We start from the raw sequence: 26,262 nt of genomic DNA on the forward strand, positions 1-26,262 counted from the left end.
CCGTTCTTGGCGTGTGTTGACGAGATTACGGAGTGGGTGTGTGCGGGGTCGCGGAAGCCGACTGCGGCGGGTAGCTCGGGTGCAGGGAGGCGGAGAGCGGGGCCAGTGTCGCGCACAGGGCCGTGGGGAACGCGGGTTCCACGTGTTGTACCACCTTGCAGCCTCCGGTCGAGCTCGCTGTGATCGTCTTCCAGCCTGCGGGCTCGGCGCGGAAGAACCAGCGGTCGCCCAGCCGGGACGAGCAGCCGGACGGGGTCGCGGTCGTGTCGCCGCAGACCGGGCCCGTACGCCAGGAGAAGTCGATGACCAGCCACTTGCCGTCGCAGTGTTCCGCGTCGCGGTAGCTGTGCTCGGGGGCGTCGGCCGCGATCATCGCCTGCTCGTAGGAGGGGACGGTGCAGCCGGTGGCCGGGGGGTGACAGCCGAGTTCCCCGCACAGGCGCAGTGCGGGCAACTCGGGGCCGTCGGCGGTGAATTGGGTGTCCTGGTCCACGATCAGTTTCTGGCTGCCCAGAGGCTTGGGCAGCAGGAGTCGCGTCGAGGCCGTACGTTCCCCGGTGCAGCCGGAGCGCTTGTCCGCCGACGGGGAGGAGTAGGTGATCTGCACCCACAGGATGTTCCGTTCGGCGGCGGTGAGTGCGGCCTTGAGCGCACGCACGCACGGGTGCTTGCCGTCGGGTACCCGTGCGGTCAGGGTCAACGTGCGCTGATCTCCGGCGAGTTGGGCCGCGGTGACCCCGGAGGGCTCCATCGTGGTCCACGGGATCGGCCCGGTCGGCGTCGCTCCGTTCGCGTCACCGGCCACCTGCGTCCCGCAGGCGCCGAGAAGGAGTACGGCTACGGCGCAGAGCGCAGCGGCCACAGCCACCCCGAGTGTTCTGTCCGGTCGCACGAGCGCTCAATCCCCCCGGATCGCACCGACGTCGACTCCGGCGCATTGAACACCGGCATCAAGTACGGGGATCAATATAGGGAGTTCAGTGCGCCGCGACCCACTCCGCCACCGTCGTGACGTCCGCCTGCATCGGGAACACCTTCTCCGTGAGGACCCGGTGCACCTCCGGGTCGTTGTCGAGGCAGCCGTCGGACAGGACGGTGAGAGTGAAGTCCAGATCGGACGCCTGGCGGAGCGTCGACAGGACGACTCCGCTGGTGGCGATGCCCGTCAGGACCAGGTGGTCGATGTCGTTCGCCCGCAGCACCATCTCGAGGTCGCTTCCGGCGAACGCGCTGACGCGGCGCTTGGTGACGAGGATGTCGCCGGGTTCGGGGGCCACGTCCGGGTGGATCTCGTTGGCCTGGGCGGCGGCGGCCGGCACCTGGACGCCCGCGAGCCTGCCGAACATCTTGTTGCGGGCGCTGACCTCCGGGGCGCCGGGGCGGAAGCCGACGGTCACGTAGATCACGGGGACGCCGTCCGCGCGGGCCGTGTCGATCGCCTTGCGCAGGCGCGGCAGATGGGCCGGGTCGGGGTAGCGGTCGACGATGACGCGCTGGACGTCCATGACGAGGAGGGCTTGCTTGGACACCGTTGCCCTTTCGGACGGGAGGGCGGGACGTGAGGGGCACACGTGAGCGGGGCGGGCTAAGTCATCACGTGATTACTTGCTTAACGTAACCATGCCCTGTAGTCATGTCAACGAGTGATTACTTGACCTGTCCGAGGAGGCTGCGGTGGAGACGAGTGAGGCCGACGGACCCCGGCGGCGGGACGCGGCGGCGACCCGGCAGGCGCTCCTGGAAGCCGCGAGCAGCCGGTTCACCCGGCTCGGGTACGACCGCACGACACTGCGGGACGTGGCCGCCGACGTCGGGGTCAACCTGGCGCTCATCAAGCGGTACTTCGACTCGAAGGAAGGGCTGTTCAAGGCGGCCCTGGCGTCGACTCCCCGGTTTCTGGGCCGGGGCGATCATTTCCCGCAGGACCGGGAAGGTCTCGCCGAGGCGCTCAGCCACCAACTGTCCGCCGGTGCCTGGCCGGAGTTCGGCGAACACCCCGTGCTGATGCTGCTGCGCGGCTCCGGCGACGAACGCGTGGACGCGCTGCGCCGCAAGGCCCTGGACGAGTTCGGCCGCCAGATCCTCGAAGCATCCGGCGGGGGACCGGCGGGGGAGGACGACGACGAACGGCTGCTGCGGGCACAGCTCCTGGTCGCGCTGGGCGTCGGCGTCGCTGTCGTACGGTCCGCCGTAGGCCTGCGGCCCCTGCGTGACGCGACCGCCGGTCAACTGGCCGCGCCCCTGCGGGAGATCGTCGACGCGCTGTTGACGCCCCCTGCCGACGACCGCTGAACCGCCGCAGAATGCACGGGTGAACGACTTCGTGATCCGCCCCGCCGAACCCGCCGAACTGGGCGCCGTCGCAGAGCTGCGGTGGCAGTGGATTCTGGAGGGCGGAGACCAACCCGTCACCACCCGCGAGGAGTTCGTACGGCACTTCGTCGACTGGGCGGCGGAGCAGACCGGTTCGCACCGCTGCATGGTCGTCGTGCGGGACGGCGCGGTCATCGGGATGGCCTGGCTGGCCGTTGTCCAACGGGTACCGAGTCCGCGTGCCCTGCACCGGGCCTCCGGCGATCTGCAGTGCGTGTACGTGGTCCCCGGTGAACGGGACAGCGGGGTCGGCGGGCGGCTGATGGAGGCGGTGTTGAGCCGCGCCCGGGAACTCGGCCTCGAACGCGTCACCGTCCACTCCTCGCCCCGGGCGATCCCGGCGTACGCCCGACGCGGCTTCGCCTCCTCGCCCCGGCTGCTGCACACCCACGTCTCCCGCGCGGACTCGTACCCGTGACCCATGAGGAGGCCGCCGTACCGCATCCGTACGGGGTGTTGAGGCGTCCTGACTGATATGGACGCCCCTGTGAAGTTCGAGAAACCTTCCGCGCAGCCCGCGCCGCAGTCGCCCGAGGGATGTCTGGCCGTCGCGATCCGTGTTCCCGTGCGGATCGTCGTGCTCGTGCTGGTCGTGCCGGTGCGGGTGGTGTGGGACGCGCTGGCGGTCGGTGGGCGGTTCCTGTGGCGGACCGTGCTGCGACCGGTGGGGCGGGCGTTGTTCGTGTGGCCGGTGGTGGCGCTGTGGCGGTATGTCGTCGTGCCCGGCGCCAAGGCGGTCGGATGGCTCGTGAGCGTACTCGTCCTCGTGCCCCTCGGGTGGCTCTACCAGTATGCGCTGACCCCGCTCGGGCACGCCCTCGCCTGGACGGCGCGCGGGATCGGGAGTGGGCTGGCGTGGGTGTACGCGCGCGTGCTCACTCCCGTCGGGCACGCGTGCGTGTGGGTCGTCGACAGGGTGACCTCAGCCGTCGAGTGGCTCGGGCGGTATCTGCTCGTCGTGCCGTCCGGGTGGCTGTACGCCTGGGTGATCGCGCCGGTCGGGCGCGCGATCGCCTGGTGCGGGCGAGGGCTGCTGTGGCTCGCGAAGGCTGTCGGTACCGGTGTCGGTGTCGTCCTGTACTGGATGGCCCGGATCCTCCTCGTACTGCCCGCGATCGCGCTCTGGCGCTGGGTCCTGACACCGGTCGGGCGGGTCCTCGCCGTCGTGGGACGGGAGGTGTGGGACGCCCTCGGGCACGCCTGGCGGATCGCCGGGCACCTCTCGCTCGCCGTGGGACGGGCGCTGGCGACCCTCTTCCGGTGGATCTTCGTGGCGCCGGTGAGCTGGGTGTACCGGACCGTCCTCACCCCCGTCGGACACGTTGTACGGGACCTGGTGCTGCGGCCCGCCGCCGAGGCCGCGCGCAGTGTGGGCCGGGTCACCCGGCAGGTGCTGACGGCCGCGCGCGAGTCCGCCCGGCAGGCCCGTGCCGACTTCCGGCGGACAGTCTTCGGCGAGCCGCGGCAGCCGCAGCCGGTGGAGCGCCGGGAACCGATGGGCGACGAGACACGTACTCTTGGTAGAAGTACGACCGTTCTCACGAAGGACTAGGACACTGGGCAAGCGACAGCCCGAAGGCCCGCCGCCCGCACCCGCGGTGCAGCGCATCCGACTGCGCTACACCAAGCGCGGCCGCCTCCGGTTCACCAGCCACCGTGACTTCCAGCGCGCCTTCGAGCGTGCGCTGCGCCGCGCCGAGGTGCCGATGGCGTACTCGGCCGGGTTCACACCGCACCCGAAGGTGTCGTACGCCAATGCCGCACCCACCGGCACGGGCAGTGAGGCGGAATACCTGGAGATCGCGCTCACCGCCGAGCGCGACCCCGACAAGCTGCGCGAGCTGCTCGACGAGTCGATGCCCGTCGGACTCGACATCGTCGACGCGGTCGAGGCCCGGACCTCCGGGCTCGCCGACCGGCTCACGGCTTCCGTGTGGGAGCTGCGGCTCGACGGGGTGGCTCCCGAGGACGCGGAGCGCGCGGTGGCCGCGTTCAACGCGGCCGAGAGTGTCGAGGTCCAGCGTATGGCCAAGAACGGCCTGCGCACCTTCGACGCCCGCTCCGCGGTGGCGAGCCTTGAAGCCGTTCCCGGGACGCTCAGCCCACAGGCTGATAGGCCTACCGACCAGGCCTGTGCGATACTGCGGCTGGTTGTTCGGCACGTGACGCCTGCCGTTCGACCCGACGACGTCCTGTCCGGTCTTCGCGCCGTGGCCGACCTGGCGCCGCCGGTCGCCGTAGCGGTGACCAGGCTGGCGCAGGGGCTGTTCGATGAAGAGACCGGCACGGTGACCGACCCGCTCGCGCCCGACCGCGAGGCAGCAGTGACCGGGAATCCCACGGTCGCCGAAGCTGCCGCCGCGAAGGCGCCGGCGTAGGGAAGGTTCCGCGTAGGGACGGACGTCGTAGCGCCGCCCTCGGACTCGGGAGCCACCTGGGTCGGGCAGCGCACCGACCACAAGACTTTCGCCAGGCCGTCCGCAACTGGGCGTACGGAACCGGCGAGACAGGACACAGAGAGCTCCCGTGCGGCGCCCGCGCCCCGGACGGCGGCACCGCGCAACGCGCGAGCCGCGGACGTCACCGGCATCCAAGCCGGACCAGGCGCGGCGCCCGGGAGCCTGACGGGAGAAACGCCCGCATGCTCGAACCGACCGAACCCGCAGAGTCCTCAACGGGCTCCGAACCGAACACCCCCAGCGACACGCTGCCGCCGCGCCGCAGGCGCCGCGCCGCGTCTCGCCCGGCGGGACCGCCGACCGCCCCCGAGGGCGCGGTCGAAAGCAACGCTCCGGCCATACCGGCCGAGGAGAGCGACGAGAAGCAGGACGAGAGCGTCGAGACCACAGAGGTCGGCGCGGTCACCGAGCCCATTGAGGCCGAGGTGACCGAGGTGGCCCCCGAGGCGCCCGTCGTCGCAGCAGCCGTAGAGGCTGTGGAAGAGGCCGCGCCTGCCGGGCGTACGCGCCGTCGTGCGACCCGGAGGGTGTCTGCGCCCGCCGGTGCGCCCGAGGCGAGTGCGGTGCCCGAGGCGGCCGAGATCGTGGTGCCGGCAGTTGCCGCTGCCGCGCCTGAGGTCGTTGAGGACAACGTGGCGGAAGAGGCCGTGTCCGGCGAGGACGCCGCTCCGCGCCGCACCCGCCGGCGGGCCACCCGCAAGGTGACCGCGCCCGAGGCCGCTGCCCCTGAGACCGCGGCTGAGCAGGCGGAGGAGCCTGCCGCGTCGGCCGTTGTCGAGGAACCCGTAGCTGTCGAAGCTCCGGTGGAAGAGGCCGCGCCCGCCGGGCGTACGCGCCGTCGTGCGACCCGGCGCGCCTCCGCGCCCGCCGGTGCGCCGCAGGCGGCCGAGGCTGTCGAGAACACCGAAGCGACTGAAGCGACCGCGGCGCCTGCTGCTGCCGTGACCGAAGTGACCGAAGTGACCGAAGGTGCTGCGCCCGCTGCCTCCGATGAGGATGCCGCGCCGCGCAGGAGCCGTCGTCGCGCCACGCGCCGTGTGTCCGCGCCTGCCGGGACGCCCGTGGGCGAGGAGGCCCCTGTGAACGACGAGACCACCGCGGACGCCGCGGAGCAGAACACCACCGCCGACGCTCCCGCCGAGGACTCCGGGCCGCGTCGTCGGCGCCGGGTCGCGCGGACCGCGGCCGGCGGGTTCTCCGCGCCCGCGCCCAAGAACGGCAACACCGCTGAAGGGGACGAGGGGCCGCGCCGGCCCGCGCGGCCCGCCGTGGCCGTGTTCCGGGCGCCCGTCTTCACCGAGCCGATGTTCCAGACGCCGGAGCGGGCCGCCGCCGCTGCCGCCGAGGCGGTGGAGGACGACGAGGAAGAGGTCGTCGTCGCCGAGCCCGTGGCCGTCGAAGTTGTCGAGGAAGAGACCGGCGGACGTCGTCGGCGTCGCCGCCGGGGTGCCGCCTTCGAGGCCGAGCCCGTGGCTCCGGCCCCCGTCGAGACCGCCGTTGCCGAGGAGGAGCCGGAGGAGGCCGACGAGGCCGCCGAGGACTCCGCCGACGGTGACGAGACCGAGGAGACCGGTTCGCGCCGCCGCCGTCGCCGTGGCGGCCGGCGTCGTCGCCGTGGCGAGTCCGCCACCGGTGAGGACGAGGCCGAGGACGGCGAGGAGTACGCCGCCGAGCAGGCCGCCGAAGACGCCGAGGACACCGCCGAGCAGGTCGAGGAGGACGCCGAGGAGGCGGACGAGGACCAGGGCGGTTCCGGATCGAGCAGCAGCCGTCGCCGGCGCCGTCGGCGTCGTCGCGCCGGTGACTCGGGCGGCGAGACCGAGTCGGTCTCGTCGTCGGACGACCCCGAGCGCACCGTCGTCAAGGTCCGCGAGCCGCGCGCCAAGAAGGACGACCACCCCAGCGACGAGGTGCAGTCCATCAAGGGCTCGACGCGTCTCGAAGCCAAGAAGCAGCGCCGCCGCGAAGGCCGCGAGCAGGGGCGCCGGCGCGTCCCGATCATCACCGAGGCCGAGTTCCTGGCCCGCCGCGAGGCCGTCGAGCGCGTGATGGTCGTCCGGCAGACCGGTGAGCGCACGCAGATCGGCGTCCTGGAGGACGGCGTGCTCGTCGAGCACTACGTCAACAAGGAGCAGTCGACCTCGTACGTCGGCAACGTCTACCTGGGCAAGGTCCAGAACGTGCTGCCCTCCATGGAGGCCGCGTTCATCGACATCGGCAAGGGGCGCAACGCCGTCCTGTACGCCGGTGAGGTCAACTTCGAGGCGCTCGGCATGGCCAACGGGCCGCGCCGCATCGAGTCCGCCCTGAAGTCGGGCCAGTCGGTCCTCGTGCAGGTCACCAAGGACCCGATCGGGCACAAGGGCGCCCGTCTGACCAGCCAGGTCTCCCTCCCCGGGCGCTACCTCGTGTACGTCCCGGAGGGCTCGATGACCGGCATCAGCCGCAAGCTGCCCGACACCGAGCGGGCCCGGCTGAAGACCATCCTCAAGAAGATCGTCCCCGAGGACGCGGGCGTCATCGTGCGCACCGCCGCCGAGGGCGCGAGCGAGGACGAGCTGCGCCGTGACGTCGAGCGGCTGCAGGGGCAGTGGGAGGACATCCAGAAGAAGTCGAAGAGCGGCGGCGGTTCGAACGCCCCGTCGCTGCTGTACGGCGAGCCGGACATGACCGTCCGCGTCGTGCGCGACATCTTCAACGAGGACTTCACCAAGGTCATCGTCAGCGGTGACGAGGCGTGGGACACCATCCACGGCTACGTCTCGCACGTCGCCCCCGACCTCGCCGACCGGCTGTCCAAGTGGACGTCCGAGGTCGACGTCTTCGCGACGTACCGCATCGACGAGCAGCTGATGAAGGCCCTGGACCGCAAGGTCTGGCTGCCGAGCGGTGGTTCGCTGGTCATCGACAAGACCGAAGCGATGATCGTGATCGACGTCAACACCGGCAAGTTCACCGGTCAGGGCGGCAACCTCGAAGAGACCGTGACCAGGAACAACCTGGAGGCGGCCGAGGAGATCGTGCGTCAGCTGCGGCTGCGCGACCTGGGCGGCATCGTCGTCATCGACTTCATCGACATGGTCCTGGAGTCCAACCGGGACCTGGTGCTGCGGCGTCTGCTGGAGTGCCTGGGCCGCGACCGTACGAAGCACCAGGTGGCCGAGGTCACCTCGCTGGGCCTGGTGCAGATGACCCGCAAGCGCGTCGGACAGGGCCTCCTCGAGTCCTTCTCCGAGACCTGCGTCCACTGCAACGGCCGCGGTGTCATCGTGCACATGGAGCAGCCGACCTCGGTCGGTGGCGGCGGCAAGCGCAAACGGCGCGGGCGTGGTGGCGACGGGCAGGACGCCCACGACACGCACGACGGCCACGAGACGCACGAGCACGATCACGACTCCGACGAGGTCGAGACCGAGGCGGAGGTGGCCGCCGAGGTCGCCATGCCGGTGCCGTTCGCCGAATCCGAGTTCCGTCCCGACGAGGACCTGTACAGCAGCGCCGCCGAGGCGGAGGCCGCGGCCACCCGTGGTGGGCGTTCGCGGCGCCGGACGAGCCGGCGGGCGTCGGCTCCGGCCGGTGCGCCGAGGGCGGAGTCGCGTGAGTCGCGGCAGCCGCGTGAGGTCCACGAAGCGCGTGCGGAGGCCGAGCCGGTCGCCGTCGCGCAGGCCGAGCCCGTCGCCGTGGAGGACCCGGTCGTCGAGACTCCGGTCGCTGCCGAAGCCCCTGTCGCCGAGGTCGTCGACGACGCCGCGCCCAAGGGGCGTACGCGCCGTCGTGCGACCCGCAAGGCCACCGCGCCCGCCGGGTCTCCGGCGGGGTCCGAGGAGGCCGCCGTCGTGACGGTCACCGAGGCCGCCGCACCGGTCGTCGTCGAGGCACCCGCCCGGGCCGAGCAGCCCGAGGCGCCCGCCGAGAGCGCGGCTCCGGCCCGCCCGCGGCGTCGTGCCGTGCGCAAGGCGACCGCGCCCACCGCGTCCGAGGAGGCGGCCGTCGTGGTCGTACCGTCGACGGTGGTGGAGGCAGCCCCGGCCGCCGCGGAAGCCGAGGCCGACGTCGAGGCTCCGGCCAAGAAGACGGCCGCCCGCAAGGCCGCCAAGAAGGCCCCGGCGAAGAAGGCGGTCGCCAAGAAGGCGGCGGCCACCAAGACCGCGGCCAAGAAGACGGCCGCGAAGAAGACGACGGCCAAGAAGGCCGCCAAGACCACGTCGAAGAAGACCGCGGCGGCGGAGCAGACGAGCCCGTCCTCCGTCACCGCCTCCACCGACGAGGACTGAACCCCCGGCGGGTGCGGCCGGTCCATGTGACCGGTCGCACTCCCCACGGGCCCGGTTTGACCCGTTCGGCTGCGGCCCCGTAACCTTGACTGTCGGCGTGTCCACTGGTGACACGCCACATCCCCGTAAACCTCTTCCTCCCGGGTGTGCTCCACCGGGAGAGGCCGTCTGCTCTGCAGGGCGGCTGGACTGCGGGGGTGCCGTTCCCGAGCGAGAGAGTGAGATCCGCGTGTACGCCATCGTGCGCAGCGGTGGTCGCCAGCACAAGGTTGCTGTCGGCGACATCGTTGAGGTTGACAAGATTTCCACTGCCAAGGTTGGCGACACGGTCGAGCTCTCGACCCTGCTCGTTGTCGACGGCGACGCTGTGACCAGCGACCCGTGGGTGCTGGCCGGCATCAAGGTCCAGGCCGAGGTCGTGGACCACCACAAGGGCGTCAAGATCGACATCCTTCGCTACAAGAACAAGACCGGTTACCGCCGTCGTCAGGGCCACCGCCAGCAGTACACGGCGATCAAGGTCACTGAGATCCCCGCGGCTGCGAAGTAAGGGACTGAGGAGAGATGGCACACAAGAAGGGCGCATCGTCCACCCGGAACGGTCGCGACTCCAATGCCCAGCGGCTCGGCGTGAAGCGCTTCGGCGGTCAGGTCGTCAACGCGGGTGAGATCCTGGTCCGCCAGCGCGGCACCCACTTCCACCCCGGTTCGGGCGTCGGCCGTGGCGGCGACGACACGCTGTTCGCGCTGAACGCCGGTGCGGTGGAGTTCGGTACCCACCGTGGCCGCAAGGTCGTGAACATCGTTCCGGTCGCCTGATCGGAAGCTTTCGCGAGGCGGACCTCACTTCCCCTGGTGGGAAGCGGGTCCGCCTTTCGCGTGTTAGTACAAAGACACCCCGTAAGTAACTGGAGGCACATCCCATGACCACCTTCGTGGACCGCGTCGAGCTGCATGTCGCCGCGGGTAACGGAGGCCACGGCTGTGCCTCCGTCCACCGTGAGAAGTTCAAGCCGCTCGGCGGCCCGGACGGCGGCAACGGCGGGAGGGGCGGTGACGTCATCCTCATCGTCGACCAGTCCGTGACCACACTGCTGGACTACCACCACTCCCCGCACCGCAAGGCCACCAACGGCAAGCCCGGCGAGGGCGGCAACCGCTCCGGCAAGGACGGCACGGACCTGGTCCTGCCGGTGCCGGACGGCACGGTCGTGCTCGACGGCGCGGGCAACGTGCTCGCCGACCTGGTCGGCCACGGCACCTCGTACATCGCCGCACAGGGCGGCCGGGGCGGCCTCGGCAACGCGGCTCTCGCGAGCGCCCGCCGCAAGGCCCCCGGTTTCGCGCTGCTCGGCGTCCCCGGCGACCTCCAGGACATCGTCCTGGAGCTGAAGACGGTCGCCGACGTCGCACTCGTGGGCTACCCGAGCGCCGGCAAGTCCTCGCTGATCTCCGTGCTGAGCGCGGCCAAGCCGAAGATCGCCGACTACCCCTTCACGACCCTGGTCCCGAACCTGGGCGTCGTCACGGCCGGCGAGACGGTCTACACGATCGCCGACGTCCCCGGACTCATCCCCGGCGCCAGCCAGGGCAAGGGCCTCGGCCTGGAGTTCCTGCGCCACGTCGAGCGGTGCAGCGTCCTCGTGCACGTCCTGGACACCGCGACGCTGGAGTCCGAGCGCGACCCGATCTCCGACCTCGACATGATCGAGGAGGAGCTGAAGCAGTACGGCGGGCTCGGCAACCGGCCGCGCATGGTCGTCCTGAACAAGATCGACGTACCGGACGGCAAGGACCTCGCCGAGATGGTGCGGCCCGACCTGGAGGCGCGCGGCTACCGTGTCTTCGAGGTGTCGGCCGTCGCCCACACGGGACTGCGTGAACTCTCCTTCGCCATCGCGGAGTTCGTCGCCGCGTCGCGCGCCGCGAAGCCGAAGGAGGAGGCGACCCGGATCGTCATCCGCCCGAAGGCGGTCGACGACAGCGGCTTCACCGTCGTACTGGAGGAGGACGGTCTCTTCCGCGTGCGTGGCGAGAAGCCCGAACGCTGGGTGCGTCAGACCGACTTCAACAACGACGAGGCCGTCGGCTATCTCGCCGACCGGCTCAACCGCCTCGGTGTGGAAGCGGAGTTGATGAAGGCGGGCGCCCGCTCCGGTGACGGCGTCGCGATCGGCCCCGAGGACAACGCGGTCGTCTTCGACTGGGAGCCGACCGTCATGGCCGGCGCGGAGATGCTGGGCCGGCGTGGTGAGGACCACCGGCTCGACGAGCCGCGGCCCGCGACACAGCGGCGTCGGGACCGGCAGGCCGAGCGGGACGAGGCGGCGCAGGAGTTCGAGGAGTTCAAGCCCTTCTGAACCGAGGAGTTCAAACCCTTCTGAACCATCGGCGTGGCACTCTGACGGACTGTCAGGCGTAACCCAAACTGGCTGAGGCCCGTTGCTCTCGGAGCAACGGGTCTCTTGCTGTGTGCTCATTTGTCATGGACGCGATACTTACTGTTCAACAGGCGGGACTCCGCGCACTGTGAGCTTCCAAGTGACCCAAGAGGCCAACGTCGCAAGGGAGTTCACGATGACCGGAGCCGTATCACCCGATCGACGACGTTTTCTCGCGGCCGGCGCGGCGGTGCTCGGAGCCGCCGCCTCCGCCCAGTTGTGGCTGCCGACCTCCGCCCGGGCAGCCGAAACCCCGCTGCCCGACGGTGTGTTCAGCCTCGGTATCTCCTCCGGCGACCCGCTGCCCGACGGCATCGTGCTGTGGACGCGCCTCGCCCCGGACCCGCTGAACGGCGGCGGTATGCCCGACCAGGTGGTCCCCGTGGAGTGGGAGATCGCGGAGGACGCCCGTTTCAGAAAGAGCGTGCGCCGCGGAGTCGCGCCCGCGCGGCCCGAGTACGGGCACAGCGTTCACGTGGATGTACGGGGACTGCGCCCCGGCCGTGACTACTGGTACCGCTTCCGCACCAGTGGTCAGCTCTCCGCCACCGGCCGCACCCGCACCGCGCCGCACCCGGACAGCTCCGGCGGCCGGCTGCGCGTCGCGCTCGCCTCCTGCCAGAACTGGCAGAACGGCTACTTCACGCCGTACGCCGACATGCTGTCCCAGGACCCCGACTTCGTGCTCTTCGTCGGCGACTACATCTACGAGTCGGCGCCCTCGAACGCGGGGCCGCGCCGGCACGAGGGGACCGGGGAGCCGTACAGCCTGGTCCAGTACCGCAACCGGTACGCGCAGTACCGCACCGACCCGGACCTGCTGGCGATGCACGCCAACACCCCCTGGGTGGTGACCTTCGACGACCACGAGGTGGACAACGACTGGGCGGGGGAGGTCCCGCAGGACCCCGACAGGCAGTCGCACGACGCCTTCGTGGCGCGGCTCACGGCGGCCTTCCAGGCGTACTACGAGCACATGCCGGTGCGCGCGAGCGCCGTGCCGGACGGGCCGCACATCCAGATGTACCGGCGCCTGGAGTTCGGCCGCCTGATGCGCCTGAACGTCCTGGACACCCGGCAGTTCCGCAGCGACCAGGCCACCACTCAGGCCGGCGCCGAGGACCCGTCGACGACGATGATGGGCGCCGAGCAGAAGGCATGGCTGCTGAAGGGGCTGCGCCACTCGCCCGCCCGCTGGAACGTCATCGCCTCGCAGATCATGATGGCCGAGACCGACATCCTGCTCGGCGCGGGCAAGCAGTGGTTCTACGACGCCTGGGACGGCTACCAGGTCGAACGCAACGCCCTGCTGCGGGACTTCAAGAGCGTCCGCAATCCCGTGGTGCTCAGCGGCGACCGCCATCTCACGATGATCAGCGATCTGAAGGAGGACTTCGCCGACCCGGACTCCGACGTCGTCGGCGCCGAGTTCGTCGGTACGTCCATCTCCAGCAACGGCGACCAGGACCAGGCCGCCTTCCACGCCCAGTGGGACCCGCTGATGGCGGACAACCCGCACTGGAAGGTGATCGACGCCCACCGCGGCTACCACCTGTTCGACATCCGGCGGGACGGCATCGACGCGAAGGTGCGGGTCGTGGACACCGTGCTGAAGCCGACGGCCACACCGAGCACGTACGCCGCACTCAGGGTGGAATCGGGAGATCCCGGAGTCCAGGTCGTCTAGAGGTTCGTGAACCCCGCGTGACCGGAGCCTGGGACTCATCCGTGTCCCAGGCTCCTCTCAGGTCAAACTCAGGAACAACTCTTACCTTCCATTAACCATGGAGACGGACTGTATTAAGGAAGCGCTGCCCTCCGGGACCCGGCTGCTGCACATCGGCCCGCACAAGACCGGGACCACCGCCATCCAGGGCGCGCTGTTCGCCGCGAAGGACACGATGCCCGAGCACGGCGTCGACTTCCCCGCGCACAGCAGGCATCCGATGGAAGCGGCCCTCGCGGCCTGCGCCCGGCCCGCGATGATGGGCGACACCGTGCCCACCGACAAGCACTGGACGCGTCTCCTCGACGCCGTGCGCGCCACCGGTGAGCGCACCTCGGTGATCAGCAGCGAGTTCTTCGCCGACGCCGAGGACGACGAGACGATCGCCCGGATCGTGGAGCAGCTCGGCGGCGAGCGCGTGCACATCCTGATCACCCTGCGCCCGCTGGCGAGGATCATGCCCTCGCAGTGGCAGCAGTACGTACAGAACGGCCTGCGCATGGGCTACGACAACTGGCTGGAGCACATGCTCCGCAAGGCGCCCTACGAGCAGCCCAACCCCAGCTTCTGGCGCCGGCACCGGCACGACCGGCTGGTGGAGCGGTGGACCCGGGCCGTGGGCCCCGAGCGGGTCACGGTCGTCGTGGTCGACGACAGCGACCGTGACGGACTGCTGCGCACCTTCGAGGCGCTGCTCGGACTGCCCGCGAATCTGCTGCGGCCGGTTCCGGACGCCGCCAACCGCTCTCTTACCCTCGCCGAGACCGAAATGCTGCGAAAACTCAATGTGGAATTCCGCGGCAATGGACTCCCCGACGAGCTGTATTCCAAGCTCGTGCGCAACGGCGCGGTCATGCATATGAAGAATTCGTGCAGCCCGACCCCGCAGGACGTGAAGATCACGACACCGCGGTGGGCCGTCGAGGCGGCGGGCGCGATCGGCGCCGAGATGGCCGGCACCATCGCCGCCACGGGCGTACGGATCGTCGGCGACACCGCGCTCCTGTCGGCCGTACCGAAGGCTTCGGAGCAGGTGCCCGCGGCGCCGCGGATCGCGCCCGAGGTGGCCGCGCAGGCGCTCTACGGGGCGCTCGCGGCAGCGGCCGCCGCGCCCGTCCGGCACACCGCGCCGGCGAAGGCACGGACGGTTCACCAGACATCGTCGAAGGAACTCGTACGAGTTCTCGGTCACCGTTGCCTGAAGAAGCTGCGGCGCCGCTGAGAGGTGTCGTCGCGCGGTCACCAGCAGTGCAAGATGAATGACAGGTGTCGCTCACATATGCGGCGGAGGTCACTCGCCTTGCACTGCGGTAACCGTGAGTGGGACCATTTGCCAGTTCCCCCGTTGTCCCGAGGTAGGTCAAGGTCGCCTGTGTCGCACATAGCCAAGCCCCGCACCACCGCAGTGATCCTGGCCGGCGGTACCGGCCAGCGCGTGGGTCTCTCGATCCCCAAGCAGCTGCTGAAGATCGCCGGCAAGGCAGTCATCGAGCACACCCTGACCACTTTCGAGAACGCCGAGTCGATCGACGACATCATCGTTCTGATGGCGCCGGGCTATGTTCCCGACGTCGAGAAGATCGTCGCGAAGGCCGGCTTCGAGAAGGTCACCCGGATCATCGAGGGCGGCTCCACGCGGAACGAGACCACCGAGCGCGCCATCGCCGCCCTCGGCGAGGGCCTGGCCGAGGGCGAGGACGCCAACGTCCTCTTCCACGACGCCGTGCGCCCCCTGCTCTCGCAGCGCGTGATCGACGACTGCGTGATCGCCCTGCAGCGCTTCCAGGCCGTCGACGTGGCCATCCCCTCCGCGGACACCATCATCGTGACCCGCACGCACGGCGACGACGGCGAGTTCATCACCGAGATCCCGGACCGCTCCCGGCTGCGCCGCGGCCAGACGCCCCAGGCGTTCAAGCTGTCCACGATCCGCCGCGCCTACGAGGTCGCCGCCGGAGACCCGAACTTCCAGGCCACCGACGACTGCAGCGTCGTACTGAAGTACCTGCCGGACGTGCCGATCCACGTCGTCGCGGGCGACGAGTACAACATGAAGGTCACCCAGCCCGTCGACGTCTTCATCGCCGACAAGCTCTTCCAGCTCGCCTCCACGGCCGCCCCCGAGCAGGTCGACGAGGCCGCCTACCGCGAGCTGCTCACCGGCAAGACACTGGTCGTCTTCGGCGGCTCGTACGGCATCGGCAAGGACATCGCCGAGCTCGCCGAGGGCTACGGCGCCAAGGTCTACGCGCTGGGCCGCTCCACCACCGGCACGCACGTCGAGAACCCGGAGGAGGTCGACGACGCGCTGTCCAAGGCCTACGCCGAGACCGGGCGCATCGACCACGTCATCAACACCGCGGGCGTGCTGCGCATCGGCAAGCTGGCCGAGACGGACAACGCGACCATCGAGGAAGCGCTGAAGGTCAACTACCTGGCGCCGGTGCAGATCGCCCGTTCCGCGTACAAGTACCTCGCCGAGACCAAGGGCCAGCTGCTGCTCTACACCTCCAGCAGCTACACCCGGGGCCGCGCCGAGTACAGCCTGTACTCCTCGACCAAGGCCGCGATGGTCAACCTCACGCAGGCCCTGTCCGACGAGTGGGCCGGCGACGGCATCCGCGTCAACTGCATCAACCCGGAGCGCACCGCCACCCCGATGCGCACCAAGGCCTTCGGCCAGGAGCCCTCGGGCACCCTGCTCTCCTCCGAGGCCGTCGCCCGCACCTCGCTCGACGTGCTGCTGTCCGAGCTGACCGGCCATGTCATCGACGTCCGCCAGCAGGACCCGACGGCCGGCGCGGCCAAGGCCTCCGGCTTCGAGGCCGCCCTCGCCTCGGTGCTGGACGTCCAGGACGGCGTTTAATTAAGCCTGACTCTGAGATCCCGGTAAATTACTCAAAACCCCTAAGAGCAGGTTTATCAGTGATTTCCACCGCCATCCGCGTTGCCCGCGTGGGCAGCGCGGCCGAGCTCGCCGCGGCCGTCCTCATGATGCTGGGCTTCCCCGCCCTCATGCTGGCCGCGCTCGTCCCGAGCGTCCCCGCCTTCGCCGCGGCGGCCGTCGTGACGTACGTCGCCGACCACTATCTGCACCGCCAGGGCAGCTATCTGGTCAACCGCCTCAGCAAGGTCAGGGCGGGCCTGTCCATCCGCTTCCTGATCCGCCAGCTCCTGCTGATCCTCCTGCTGGCCCGCATGGACCTCTCGGACCACCTGATCTTCTACGGCGCGATCGCCTGCTTCATCGCCTTCTACGGCCTCCAGGCCCCGCACGGCGCCGTCGTCACGCTGATCCGCAACCGTCGCCGGATGCCGGTCGCCACCCGCAACGTCGACCTCGGCTCGCGCATCAACATCCCGGACGCCCCGCCGTTCGGCCTGCTGGAGCGCTCCGCCGAGAAGATGCTCCACCTCGACCTGTTCGCCGTCGTGGGCCTGCTGATCTCCGCGCAGCTGGACTCGGCCGTCGCCGCCTTCATCGGCATCGGCGTCACCCTGTTCCTCGGCACCCTCTACGTCCTCGCACTCGTCCCGTACATACGGGGTACGAAGATCCCGCCGACCGCCGAGGTCATCCTCGAAGCCGTCGACGACTGGCTGCACGAGTACCAGCCGCAGACCGTGCTCTGCTTCTCCGGCTCCAAGGACTCGGCGTACCAGGTCAACATGTGGCTGGAGACCATGGAGCAGCTGGACACCCGGCCCCTGGTCCTGCTCCGTGAGCGCGTCATCCTGCAGAACCTCGCCCCCACCAAGGTCCCCGTCATCTGCGTCCCCGGCGGCGTGCACCTGATGAACATGGACCTCTCCAGCGTGCGCGTCGCGCTGTACGCGGCCAACGTCGGCAAGAACATCCACCTGCTGCGCGTCCCCACCATGAAGCACGTCTTCATCGGCCACGGCGACAGCGACAAGCTGGCCAGCGTCAACCCGTTCAGCAAGGTCTACGACGAGGTGTGGACCGCCGGCCGCGCCGGCCGCGACCGCTACGCCATCGCCGACGTCGGTGTCCGCGACGACGACATCGTCGAGGTCGGCCGCCCGCAGCTCGCCCCCATCCTGGGCTGGCAGGGCGTGCCCGAGGGCCGTATCCCCACCGTCCTCTACGCGCCGACCTGGGAGGGCTGGGACAACGACCCCGGCAACACCTCCCTGCTGCTGGCCGGCGAGAACATCGTGAAGAAGCTGCTCAAGGCCGACCCGCCGGTCCGGGTCCTGTACAAGCCGCACCCCTTCACCGGCACCGTCAGCTCCGCGGCCGGCTCCGCGCACCGCAAGGTCACCGCCCTGGTGGAGAAGGCCGCCGCCCAGCGCGCGACCGACCCGCGCTTCCAGGCCGACGCCGCCGCGCAGACCAAGGCCAAGGCCGACATGGCCCGCATCGAGGCCCGGATCACCGAACTCTCCGGCGGCCCCGCCGACAAGGGCGACGAGGCCGAGCTCACCCGCGACGGCGTGGTCGACCTGGCCAAGTACGAGGAGATCGCCCGGCTGCGCGCCGAGTGGAACGACGCGTACTGGAAGTCCTTCGGCACCTTCGAGCACCGGGTCATCTCCGGCGCCGAACCGCGCCTGTACGACTGCTTCAACGTGTCCGACGCGATGGTCTCCGACATCTCCAGCGTGGTCTCCGACTTCATCGCGAGCGGCAAGCCGTACGCGGTCACCGACTCCGCGAAGCTGGGCGTGGAGGAGTTCAAGCGGCAGAACACCGCGGTGCGCGCCGCCGTGATCCTCTCCAACAAGGCCGCCGAACTGGGCGAGCTGCTGGCGGCGGTCCGCGCCCCGGACGCCGACCCGCTGGCCGAGGACCGCAAGGAACTCAAGGAGTACCTGCTCGGCCCGGACGAGCCCACCTCCATCGAGCAGTTCAACACCGCGGTACGGGACCTGGCGCTCAAGTCAGAGGCCCGCAACGTCGGCCAGGAGCGGTCGGCGGCCACCGGCGACGCGGCGAGTCCGACGGAGGCCCACCTGTCGGCCGACCCCACGGTCGGCTGACCTGCGCGGGTCAGAATTTGGTCAAGAAGAGCCCGGTTCTTGGGGAGTGATCCTCGAAAACCGGGCTCTTTTGCGTATCCCCTGCCGACGGAGGACAACCGATCCACCCGGTCGGCCGTCTTGTAGATGGCGATCCGGCCGATACAGGGGAAACACTCCATGGACAAAGGGGAGCGCGTGACCGTGACGCAGCCTGATGTGACCGTGGTCATCGGGGCGTACGAGGCGATGCCGTACCTCGTGGAGTGCCTGCGTTCGGTCGAGGCACAGACCCTGGACCCGGCCCGGATCGAGGTCGTCGCCGTCGACGACGGCTCGACCGACGGCACGGGGGAGTACCTGGAGCAGTTCGCGGCCCGCGCCGCGACCCACGTCACGGTGATCCGCCAGGAGAACTCCGGCGGCCCCAGCTCCCCGCGCAACGTCGGCCTCGGCAAGGCGGCCGGCCGCTACGTCTTCTTCCTCGACGCCGACGACCGCCTCGCCCCCGAGGCCCTGGAACGCATGGTCGCGATGGCCGACCGCAACGGCACCGACGTGGTGCTCGGCAAGGTCGAGGGCATCAACCGGGTCCCGCCCAAGGCAGCATGGGTCGAGACGCTGGAGCGCACCGACGTCTTCCACTCCAACATCAAGTTCACGCTGAGCGCCCAGAAGCTGTTCCGGCGGGCGCTGCTGGAGCGGCACAGCATGCGGTTCGACGAGTCGCTGTTCACCGGCGAGGACGCGCTGTTCACGATGGAGGCCTATCTGCGGGCCGACGGCGTCTCCGTGATCGCCGACCACACCTGCTACTACCTGGTGGGCCGCGACGACGGCAAACACGTGACGAAGAGCGGGAGTTACACCCTGCGCTTCGACTCCGCGCGCGCGTTGATGAACCTCATCGCGGAGATGGTGCCCGCGGGCGTCGAGCGCGACAAGCTGATGCTCCGCCCGTTCCTGGTCACCCTCCTTCCGCAGTTCGGCCCGAAGTACCTGGGGGACAGCGAGCAGGTCAGACGCCACAAGTTCGAACTCGCGAAGCCGCTGATGGCCGCGCACTGGACCGACGAGGTCGCCGTCCGCCTCAAGGTCGACGAACGGCTGCGACTGCATCTGGTGGCCCAGGAAAGCCCCGAACTCCTCCTGGAAGTCGTCGAGTTCATCAAGTCGAAGAAGCGCCCCGAGGCGGTGGTGGAGGGGCGGGGGCGGCGGGTGTACCTGGCGTATCCGCACTTCCGATCGGGTGATGCGGGGCTGCCGGACTCGGTCTACCTTGCGGAGCCGCGGGAGGCTCGTGGGGTGCAGGGGTATCGGGAGGGGGGAGCGGGTGTGTTCCTGCGCAAGGTGGCGCGAAAGGTACGGCGGGCACTGAAGTAGTGGGAGCAGTGCAGGTGTTTTCAGGGGCGCGGGGCTGTGTCGATTTGCGGCTCCGCCGCGGGGCGCGACCAGCCCCCACTCACTCGCACCTGGAACTCAACCCATCTGTCCGCGACCTGGACCAACGTGCACACCCCCACCCGGTTCGCGTAAATTGCCGCGGGTCACCCGAACTACCCGAGGGGATTCCGCCCGTGGCAGCCGCAAGGCAGGCCGTGACCGAGGCCCGCAGGATTGTCGTCAAGGTGGGTTCCTCCTCACTGACCACCGCGGCCGGCGGCCTGGACGCCGACCGCGTCGACGCACTCGTCGACGTCCTCGCCAAGAGCCGCAGCGGAGGCGAGAGAGAGGTCGTCCTCGTCTCCTCCGGCGCCATCGCCGCAGGACTCGCCCCGCTCGGACTGCGCCGCCGTCCCAAGGACCTGGCCCGCCAGCAGGCCGCCGCCAGCGTCGGCCAGGGACTGCTCGTGGCCCGCTACACCGCCTCCTTCGCCCGCTACGGCATCCGCGTCGGACAGGTCCTGCTCACCTCCGACGACATGAGCCGCCGCTCCCACCACCGCAACGCCTCCCGCACCCTCGACAAACTCCTCGCCATGGGTGCCCTCCCGATCGTCAACGAGAACGACACCGTTGCCACGGACGAGATCCGCTTCGGCGACAACGACCGGCTCGCCGCCCTCGTCGCCCACCTCGTCCACGCCGACCTGCTGGTCCTTCTCTCCGACATCGACGGCGTCTACGACGGGGACCCCAGCAAACCGGGCACCTCGCGGATAGCGGAAGTACGGGGCCCGCAGGACCTCGCCCATGTCGAGATCGGCAGCGCGGGCAAGGCCGGCGTCGGCACCGGCGGCATGGTCACCAAGGTCGAGGCGGCCCGGATCGCCGCCGCCGCCGGCATCCCCGTCGTGCTCACCAGCGCGGTCCACGCGACCGACGCACTGAGTGGCGGTGACACGGGCACGTACTTCCACGCCACCGGCAAGCGCTCCGCGGACCGGCTGCTCTGGCTGCAGCACGCGTCCACGCCCCAGGGCTCGCTGACGCTCGACGACGGTGCCGTGCGCGCGGTCGTACAGCGCCGGATGTCGCTGTTGCCGGCCGGGATCGCCGCCGTCGAGGGCGAGTTCAGCGCGGGCGACCCCGTCGAACTCCGGGACGGCGCGGGACACCCGGTCGCGCGGGGGCTCGTCAACTTCGACGCCAAGGAGATCCCCCAGCTGATCGGCCGCTCCACCAGGGAACTGGCGCGGGAGCTGGGGCCGTCGTACGAGAGGGAAGTCGTACACAGGGACGACCTGGTGGTCCTCCACCCGTAAAACAACCGAAACGTCCGCCTCCCTCGGTGGACGTTCCGCAAAAGTGCCACACGGACGCCCTGCGCCTGCTCAACTTTGCTCAGGGACCCATCCGCGCGAGCACAGCAGCTCGACCATTGCGTAAGGAGGCCGTCGTGAGACGAGTGCGCCCTGGGGCGGCGGCGTCCCGCGGTGGTGCCACCTCCCGCGCGCCCGGCGAGGAGCGCACGCTGACGAGCGTCGCGGCCGGCGCCCGGTACGAGGGCGAGGAACCCAAGGACCTTCCCCGGCTGTGGCATGTCACCCTCAGCGTCTCCGGCGGCGAGGCCCCGCTGAAGGAGGTGCGGCGCGGTCTGGAACAGCTCGCCCACGACCACCCCTTTCTGCTGACCAGCCGCTACGCCAACGACCACGCGGAGATCCGCTACTGGGAGGAGGCCCGCGACCTCCACGACGCCGCCGCTGTCGCGCTGCGCCTGTGGGGCGAGCACCGCCGGACCGCCAAGCTGCCGCCGTGGGAGATCGTCGGCCTGGAGGTCATCGACCGCGAGACCTACCACCAGCGCATCTCCGAGGGCTACGGCCCGCTGCCCGCGACCCCGGTCGGCGTACATCCGTTTTGAGCCGTCTTCGGGCCCTTCCGCGCCTGTCTCGCGGTTTGGGATAGCCGGTGGACGCCTCCGCCAGGCGCACTACCCTTCCCTCATGACCACGCTCTCGCCGTACGACTCCATGTCCCCGGTCACCCGGGCCGCCTACCGCGCCAAGTCCGCCGCCGCCGACCTCGCGCCGCTGCCCCGGGCCGAGAAGGACGACGCGCTGCTCGCCATCGCGGACGCGCTGGAGGTCCGTACGAGCGAAATCGTCGAGGCCAACGCCAAGGACATCGCCAAGGCCCGCGAGGCCGGCACCAGCGAGACGGTCATCGACCGGCTGACCCTCACCCCCGAGCGCGTCCGGGCCATCGCCTCCGACGTACGGGACGTCGTCGCGCTGCCCGACCCGGTCGGCGAGGTCGTGCGCGGCTCGACCCTCCCGAACGGCATCGACCTGCGCCAGGTCCGTGTCCCCCTCGGTGTCGTCGGCATCATCTACGAGGCCCGCCCGAACGTGACGGTCGACGCCGCCGCCCTCTGCCTCAAGTCCGGCAACGCGGTCCTGCTGCGCGGCTCGGCCTCCGCCTACGAGTCCAACACCGCCCTCGTACGCGTCATCCGCGACGCCGTGGGCGGCGCCGGACTGCCCGCCGACGCCGTGCAGCTGGTGCCCGGCGAGAGCCGCGAGAGCGTCCGCGAACTGATGCGCGCCCGGGGCCTGGTCGACGTGCTGATTCCGCGCGGCGGCGCCTCGCTGATCCAGACCGTCGTCACCGAGTCCACGGTCCCCGTCATCGAGACCGGCGTCGGCAACTGCCACGTCTACGTCGACGCCCACGCCGACCTCGACATGGCCATCGACATCCTGATCAACTCCAAGGCCCAGCGGCCCAGCGTCTGCAACGCCGCCGAGACCCTCCTCGTCCACCAGGACATCGCCCCCGAGTTCCTGCCCCGCGCCCTGGACGCCCTCGCCGAGGCCGGCGTCACCGTGCACGCCGACGAACGCGTGCTCGCGTACGCCAAGGACTCCAAGGCCACGGTCGTGGAGGCCACGCCGGAGGACTGGGACACCGAGTACCTCTCCTACGACATCGCCGCCGCCGTCGTCGACTCGCTCGACAAGGCCGTCCAGCACATCCGGCTGTGGAGCTCCGGCCACACCGAGGCGATCGTCACCTCCTCCCAGCAGGCCGCCCGCCGCTTCACCCAGCTGGTCGACTCCACCACGGTCGCCGTGAACGCCTCCACGCGCTTCACGGACGGCGGCCAGTTCGGCTTCGGCGCGGAGATCGGAATCTCCACCCAGAAGCTGCACGCACGGGGCCCGATGGGCCTGCCGGAACTGACGAGCACCAAGTACATCGTCACCGGCGACGGGCACATCCGCCGCTGAACCAGAGGCTTTTGGCATATGCGTCGGGCATAGGTCCTCGTGGGTGGAGAGGTATCTCACCCTGCGGATGAATTTCCCTACCGCCTGCCCAAATTGACCCCCCAGGTCTACTCTGGAGAGGTGCCGGAGGACGTGGGGGGCACGCCGTTCCCTGACGGCTGGGAGCCCGACGACGACCACGACCGCGGAATGTCGGACGAAGAATTCGACTCCGTGGTCTTCGACGAGGCCTTCGTACGGGCGGCCGTAGTACACGAGCCGACCGCCGTCGAGCGTCTCCTTGCCGCCGCGCAGGCGGGAGCCGAGGCTTCCGAGGCCGAAGCGCGCCGGACCCAGCGCGGCAGAGGCCCGCGAGGCGACGACGACCTCTTCGAGGAGACCTACGGACGTGGTTTCGGCCATGATCCGGAACTCGACGACCTGGACGACACCGACCTCGTCGAGGGCCGCTACGGCGCCCCGGGAACCTACGGCAAACAGGTGCGCTGGCACCGCCCCGTCGCCTGGCTGCTCGCCCTGGTGATGGGCATCGGCATGGTCGCCCTGGCCTTCTCGGCGGTCTACCGCGGCGCGTCCTCGGGCAGCAGGGACCGCGTTCCGCCCCCGGCCTCCACGGGCGTTGAACAGGGCACGGCGGCGGCACCCTCCGTTTCCGCGGACAACTCCCAGCCACCGCTGTCGGCCGTACCGCGCACGCCCTGAGCGATCGGTGACCGGCTCGGTGAGAACCTGTCAGAACTTGTCGTGTACCAGCGCGTTTACCAGAGGCTCCGGAGACCTACTCTGAAAGTATGGGCGGTCCAGGAGACCCACCCGAGGGGACGCCCGAGGGCGCTCCCGGGGGTGGTGAGGACGAGTACCGATCCGTCGTGTTCGACGAGTCGTTCGTCCGTGCTGCCCGTCTCCAGGAGTTCTCCGCCCGGGAGCGCATGGCCGACCACACCCCCGCCGTCCGCCGCCGCCCGGCCCTGCGCCGCGGTCTCTCCCGCCAGGCCCTGATCCTGGTCATGCTGATCGCCATCGCCTTCGGCACCGCGATCTACATGGGCGTACGGCACCCCTATACGACCCCCACGGCCCAGCAGCCCGCCGAGCCGCTGCGGATGACCGTCATCCCGCTGTCCCCCCAGGGCAAGGTGCCGGGGGCGGCCGACGCCGAGTACCTCTTCGCGCACAGCCCCGCCGCGCAGTTCGACGTCGGCGGTGACGGCATACCGCTGCCGGCCGCGCGGCGCACCGAGCACTTCTCGGACAGCCAGGTCGTGGCCGCCCTGAGCACCGCCAAGGACTACATCGTGGAGTCGTCGCTCTACCCGGCCGTGCTCACCGGCGGGCAGATCCGCCCCGCGCGCGTCCTCGTCGACCCCGACCAGCTCGACCAGTTCGACCAGAGCTTCGAGCACCCGGCCGCCGACGGCCGGCACGAGCCCACCGGATGGCTGGTTCGCTTCGATCCGGCACGCGCCGAGCTGGCCGACCGCAAGATCCGCGTCCAGGGCACCCTCCAGGCCACCGAGATCGACTCGTCCACCCTTGAGGTCACCGCCGACGGAACCTTCGTCTACGCGCTCCGGCCGACCGGCTCCGGCGACAAGGCAGAGGCGTCCCTGTTCACCGTCCGCCGCGAGCTCCAGTTCCGCTTCGACCGCGACGACCTGCGCATGGACCAGGCCCAGATCATCGCCTCCTACCTCCAGGCCGGGCCCCTGTCCTGCGCCGAGGACTCCGTCACCTACCTGCGGCCCCTGCTGGCCGGCCAGACCGCCAAGGCGGGCGGCCCGGCCGGCACCGACCCGTTCGCCACGGGCGATGCCGCGGCCCTGTGCGGCTCACTGGCGGCCGGCGCACAGCCGAAGGTGTGAAACCGCTCAGCCACGGCTGTGCGAGGCCGTCACAGGTGTGAGCCCGGTGTGTATCGGCCGGGTCAGTCCCCGTCGCGCGGCGGGGTGTCCGTGGGCGGCTGCTCCGTGCCGTTGGCCGACTCGGTCGGCGGTCCGTCCTGCGGGGTCGAGCTCGCGAAGCCGCCGAAGCCGCGCCGCACCCGGCCGCCCAGGTCGCCCGCGCCGCCGGCGATGTCGCTGACCAGCTTCATCAGCGGGTCCTTGGAGCTCTTGACGTTGCTGGCGTAGCTCGCCGCCGACTCGCGGAACGAGTCCGTGACCGAGGTGTCCTTGTCCTCGCTGCGCCGCGGGTAGTGGCCGTCCATGATCCGCTGGTAGTCGCGGGACTCGGCCCACTTCTTCAGCTCGGCCGCGCGCACCGTGGTGAACGGGTGGGAGCGGGGCAGCACGTTCAGGATCTTCAGCACCGAGTCGCGCAGGTCGCCGCCCGACTCGAACTCCTCGGCCTGCTGGAGGAACGCGTCCACGTTCATCTCGTGCAGGTGGTTCCCGCCCGCGATCTTCATCAGGCCGCGCATCGAGGCCCGCAGGTCCTGGCCGACCAGCAGACCCGCGCGGTCGGCGGACAGCTCCGACTTGCGGAACCACTCGCGCAGCGCCGTCACGATCGCCAGGATCGCGAGGTTGCCCAGCGGGATCCAGGCGACCTTCAGCGCCAGGCTGGTCAGGAACAGCAGGATCGTGCGGTACACCGAGTGGCCGGACAGCGCGTGGCCCACCTCGTGGCCGACGACCGCCCGCATCTCCTCCTCGTCGAGCAGCTCGACCAGGCCGGTGGTGACGACGATGATCGGCTCGTCCAGGCCGATGCACATCGCGTTGGGCTGCGGGTCCTGGGTGACGTACATCGGCGGGACCTTCTCCAGGTCCAGGATGTAACAGGCGTCCCGCAGCATGTCGTTGAGGTGCGAGAACTGCTGGTCCGACACCCGCACCGAGTCGGACAGGAACAGCAGGCGCAGACTGCGCTCGGGCAGCAGCCCGCTGAGCGCCTTGAACACCGTGTCGAACCCGCTCAGTTTGCGCAGCGCCACCAGGGCGGAGCGGTCGGCCGGGTGCTCGTACGCGCGCGAGGAGATCCCCGGGAAGCGCCTGCGCTGCCTGCTCGGCACGTTCTCGTGCGCGTTCTGCTCGTGGCCGTCTTCGGACATGTGGTCCCCCATGTGCGTCTGTGTGCGCTGAGTGCCCCCGAAGCAGAGCCCAGCCTAGGCGGAGATACCGTGGACGGGCAGTACAGCGAAGGAGTCAACGCATGGAGCCCCATTCCGCAGCCGCCTGGCTCGCAGAGGCCGCGAACGCCGCCCCCCAGCACGGATCGGGGGATCTGCTCAGGGTCGTACTGGTCGTGATGTTCCTCGGCTGCATCCTGACCGCGTGGTTCCTGCTGCGCGGATACAAACAGAAGGACGACTGAGACGCCCGTCGAGTT

The 26,262-nt window shown here is 70.3% G+C and carries 22 protein-coding genes; 19 read left to right on the top strand and 3 right to left on the bottom strand.

The window, feature by feature from the left end:
• Positions 1-25 precede the first annotated feature (25 nt).
• Both AB0I51_RS01500 and AB0I51_RS01505 read right to left on the bottom strand, forming a co-directional pair.
• Positions 26-862: a hypothetical protein gene (locus AB0I51_RS01500; protein WP_362971113.1), complete on the bottom strand. Its 837-nt coding sequence runs from the start codon at positions 860-862 to the stop codon at positions 26-28.
• 115 nt (positions 863-977) lie between these two features.
• Entirely contained in the window at positions 978-1,529 is a 552-nt protein-coding gene (locus AB0I51_RS01505) for an isochorismatase family cysteine hydrolase (protein ID WP_362970233.1), read from the bottom strand.
• Between the two features lie 145 nt (positions 1,530-1,674).
• On the opposite strand from AB0I51_RS01505, the gene AB0I51_RS01510 reads away from it, so the two are divergent.
• The 18 genes from AB0I51_RS01510 (at position 1,675) to AB0I51_RS01595 (ending at position 24,794) form a co-directional block, all read left to right on the top strand.
• Positions 1,675-2,292 (top strand): TetR/AcrR family transcriptional regulator, encoded by a 618-nt coding sequence (locus AB0I51_RS01510; protein WP_362970235.1) that lies wholly within the window; start codon positions 1,675-1,677, stop codon positions 2,290-2,292.
• Positions 2,293-2,311: 19 nt separating this feature from the next.
• Positions 2,312-2,791 (top strand): GNAT family N-acetyltransferase, encoded by a 480-nt coding sequence (locus AB0I51_RS01515; protein ID WP_362970237.1) that lies wholly within the window; start codon positions 2,312-2,314, stop codon positions 2,789-2,791.
• Between the two features lie 57 nt (positions 2,792-2,848).
• Positions 2,849-3,925, top strand: coding sequence for a hypothetical protein (locus AB0I51_RS01520; RefSeq protein ID WP_362970239.1), 1,077 nt, complete (start codon positions 2,849-2,851; stop codon positions 3,923-3,925).
• A gap of 46 nt (positions 3,926-3,971) precedes the next feature.
• On the top strand, positions 3,972-4,751 hold the full coding sequence (locus AB0I51_RS01525) for a TIGR03936 family radical SAM-associated protein (RefSeq protein WP_362970241.1): 780 nt from the start codon (positions 3,972-3,974) through the stop codon (positions 4,749-4,751).
• Positions 4,752-5,014: 263 nt separating this feature from the next.
• On the top strand, positions 5,015-9,106 hold the full coding sequence (locus AB0I51_RS01530) for an Rne/Rng family ribonuclease (RefSeq protein WP_362970243.1): 4,092 nt from the start codon (positions 5,015-5,017) through the stop codon (positions 9,104-9,106).
• A gap of 229 nt (positions 9,107-9,335) precedes the next feature.
• Positions 9,336-9,656 carry a 50S ribosomal protein L21 gene (gene rplU, locus AB0I51_RS01535; protein WP_007381993.1) on the top strand — a complete coding sequence of 107 codons (321 nt, stop codon included), beginning with the start codon at positions 9,336-9,338 and terminating at the stop codon, positions 9,654-9,656.
• Between the two features lie 14 nt (positions 9,657-9,670).
• Positions 9,671-9,925 carry a 50S ribosomal protein L27 gene (gene rpmA / locus AB0I51_RS01540; protein WP_019063244.1) on the top strand — a complete coding sequence of 85 codons (255 nt, stop codon included), beginning with the start codon at positions 9,671-9,673 and terminating at the stop codon, positions 9,923-9,925.
• 104 nt (positions 9,926-10,029) lie between these two features.
• Positions 10,030-11,466 (top strand): GTPase ObgE, encoded by a 1,437-nt coding sequence (gene obgE, locus AB0I51_RS01545; protein WP_362970246.1) that lies wholly within the window; start codon positions 10,030-10,032, stop codon positions 11,464-11,466.
• Between the two features lie 217 nt (positions 11,467-11,683).
• Positions 11,684-13,234, top strand: coding sequence for an alkaline phosphatase D family protein (locus AB0I51_RS01550; RefSeq protein WP_362970248.1), 1,551 nt, complete (start codon positions 11,684-11,686; stop codon positions 13,232-13,234).
• 97 nt (positions 13,235-13,331) lie between these two features.
• Positions 13,332-14,495: a hypothetical protein gene (locus AB0I51_RS01555; RefSeq protein WP_362970250.1), complete on the top strand. Its 1,164-nt coding sequence runs from the start codon at positions 13,332-13,334 to the stop codon at positions 14,493-14,495.
• A 150-nt stretch (positions 14,496-14,645) separates the two neighbouring features.
• Positions 14,646-16,139, top strand: coding sequence for a bifunctional cytidylyltransferase/SDR family oxidoreductase (locus tag AB0I51_RS01560; protein ID WP_362970252.1), 1,494 nt, complete (start codon positions 14,646-14,648; stop codon positions 16,137-16,139).
• 59 nt (positions 16,140-16,198) lie between these two features.
• Positions 16,199-18,277: a hypothetical protein gene (locus AB0I51_RS01565; protein WP_362970254.1), complete on the top strand. Its 2,079-nt coding sequence runs from the start codon at positions 16,199-16,201 to the stop codon at positions 18,275-18,277.
• Between the two features lie 177 nt (positions 18,278-18,454).
• Complete coding sequence (locus tag AB0I51_RS01570) at positions 18,455-19,639, top strand: glycosyltransferase family 2 protein (protein ID WP_362970256.1); 1,185 nt, start codon at positions 18,455-18,457, stop codon at positions 19,637-19,639.
• Between the two features lie 215 nt (positions 19,640-19,854).
• Positions 19,855-20,961, top strand: coding sequence for a glutamate 5-kinase (proB, locus tag AB0I51_RS01575; protein ID WP_362971115.1), 1,107 nt, complete (start codon positions 19,855-19,857; stop codon positions 20,959-20,961).
• A gap of 143 nt (positions 20,962-21,104) precedes the next feature.
• Positions 21,105-21,563: a hypothetical protein gene (locus tag AB0I51_RS01580; protein ID WP_362971117.1), complete on the top strand. Its 459-nt coding sequence runs from the start codon at positions 21,105-21,107 to the stop codon at positions 21,561-21,563.
• 82 nt (positions 21,564-21,645) lie between these two features.
• The gene (locus AB0I51_RS01585) at positions 21,646-22,932 is read left to right on the top strand and encodes a glutamate-5-semialdehyde dehydrogenase (protein WP_362970258.1); all 1,287 of its coding nucleotides are present in this window, start codon (positions 21,646-21,648) and stop codon (positions 22,930-22,932) included.
• Between the two features lie 93 nt (positions 22,933-23,025).
• A complete protein-coding gene (locus tag AB0I51_RS01590) occupies positions 23,026-23,634 on the top strand; it encodes a hypothetical protein (RefSeq protein WP_362970260.1) in 609 nt (202 codons plus the stop codon).
• A gap of 89 nt (positions 23,635-23,723) precedes the next feature.
• Positions 23,724-24,794, top strand: coding sequence for a hypothetical protein (locus tag AB0I51_RS01595; protein WP_362970262.1), 1,071 nt, complete (start codon positions 23,724-23,726; stop codon positions 24,792-24,794).
• A gap of 62 nt (positions 24,795-24,856) precedes the next feature.
• On the opposite strand, the gene AB0I51_RS01600 is transcribed toward AB0I51_RS01595, so the two are convergent.
• Positions 24,857-25,984 carry a M48 family metallopeptidase gene (locus AB0I51_RS01600; RefSeq protein ID WP_362970264.1) on the bottom strand — a complete coding sequence of 376 codons (1,128 nt, stop codon included), beginning with the start codon at positions 25,982-25,984 and terminating at the stop codon, positions 24,857-24,859.
• 101 nt (positions 25,985-26,085) lie between these two features.
• On the opposite strand from AB0I51_RS01600, the gene AB0I51_RS01605 reads away from it, so the two are divergent.
• Positions 26,086-26,247, top strand: a complete 162-nt coding sequence (locus tag AB0I51_RS01605; RefSeq protein WP_019065531.1) for a hypothetical protein — start codon at positions 26,086-26,088, stop codon at positions 26,245-26,247.
• Positions 26,248-26,262: the final 15 nt, after the last annotated feature.

The organism is Streptomyces sp. NPDC050549 (assembly GCF_040655035.1).
GTDB lineage: Bacteria > Actinomycetota > Actinomycetes > Streptomycetales > Streptomycetaceae > Streptomyces.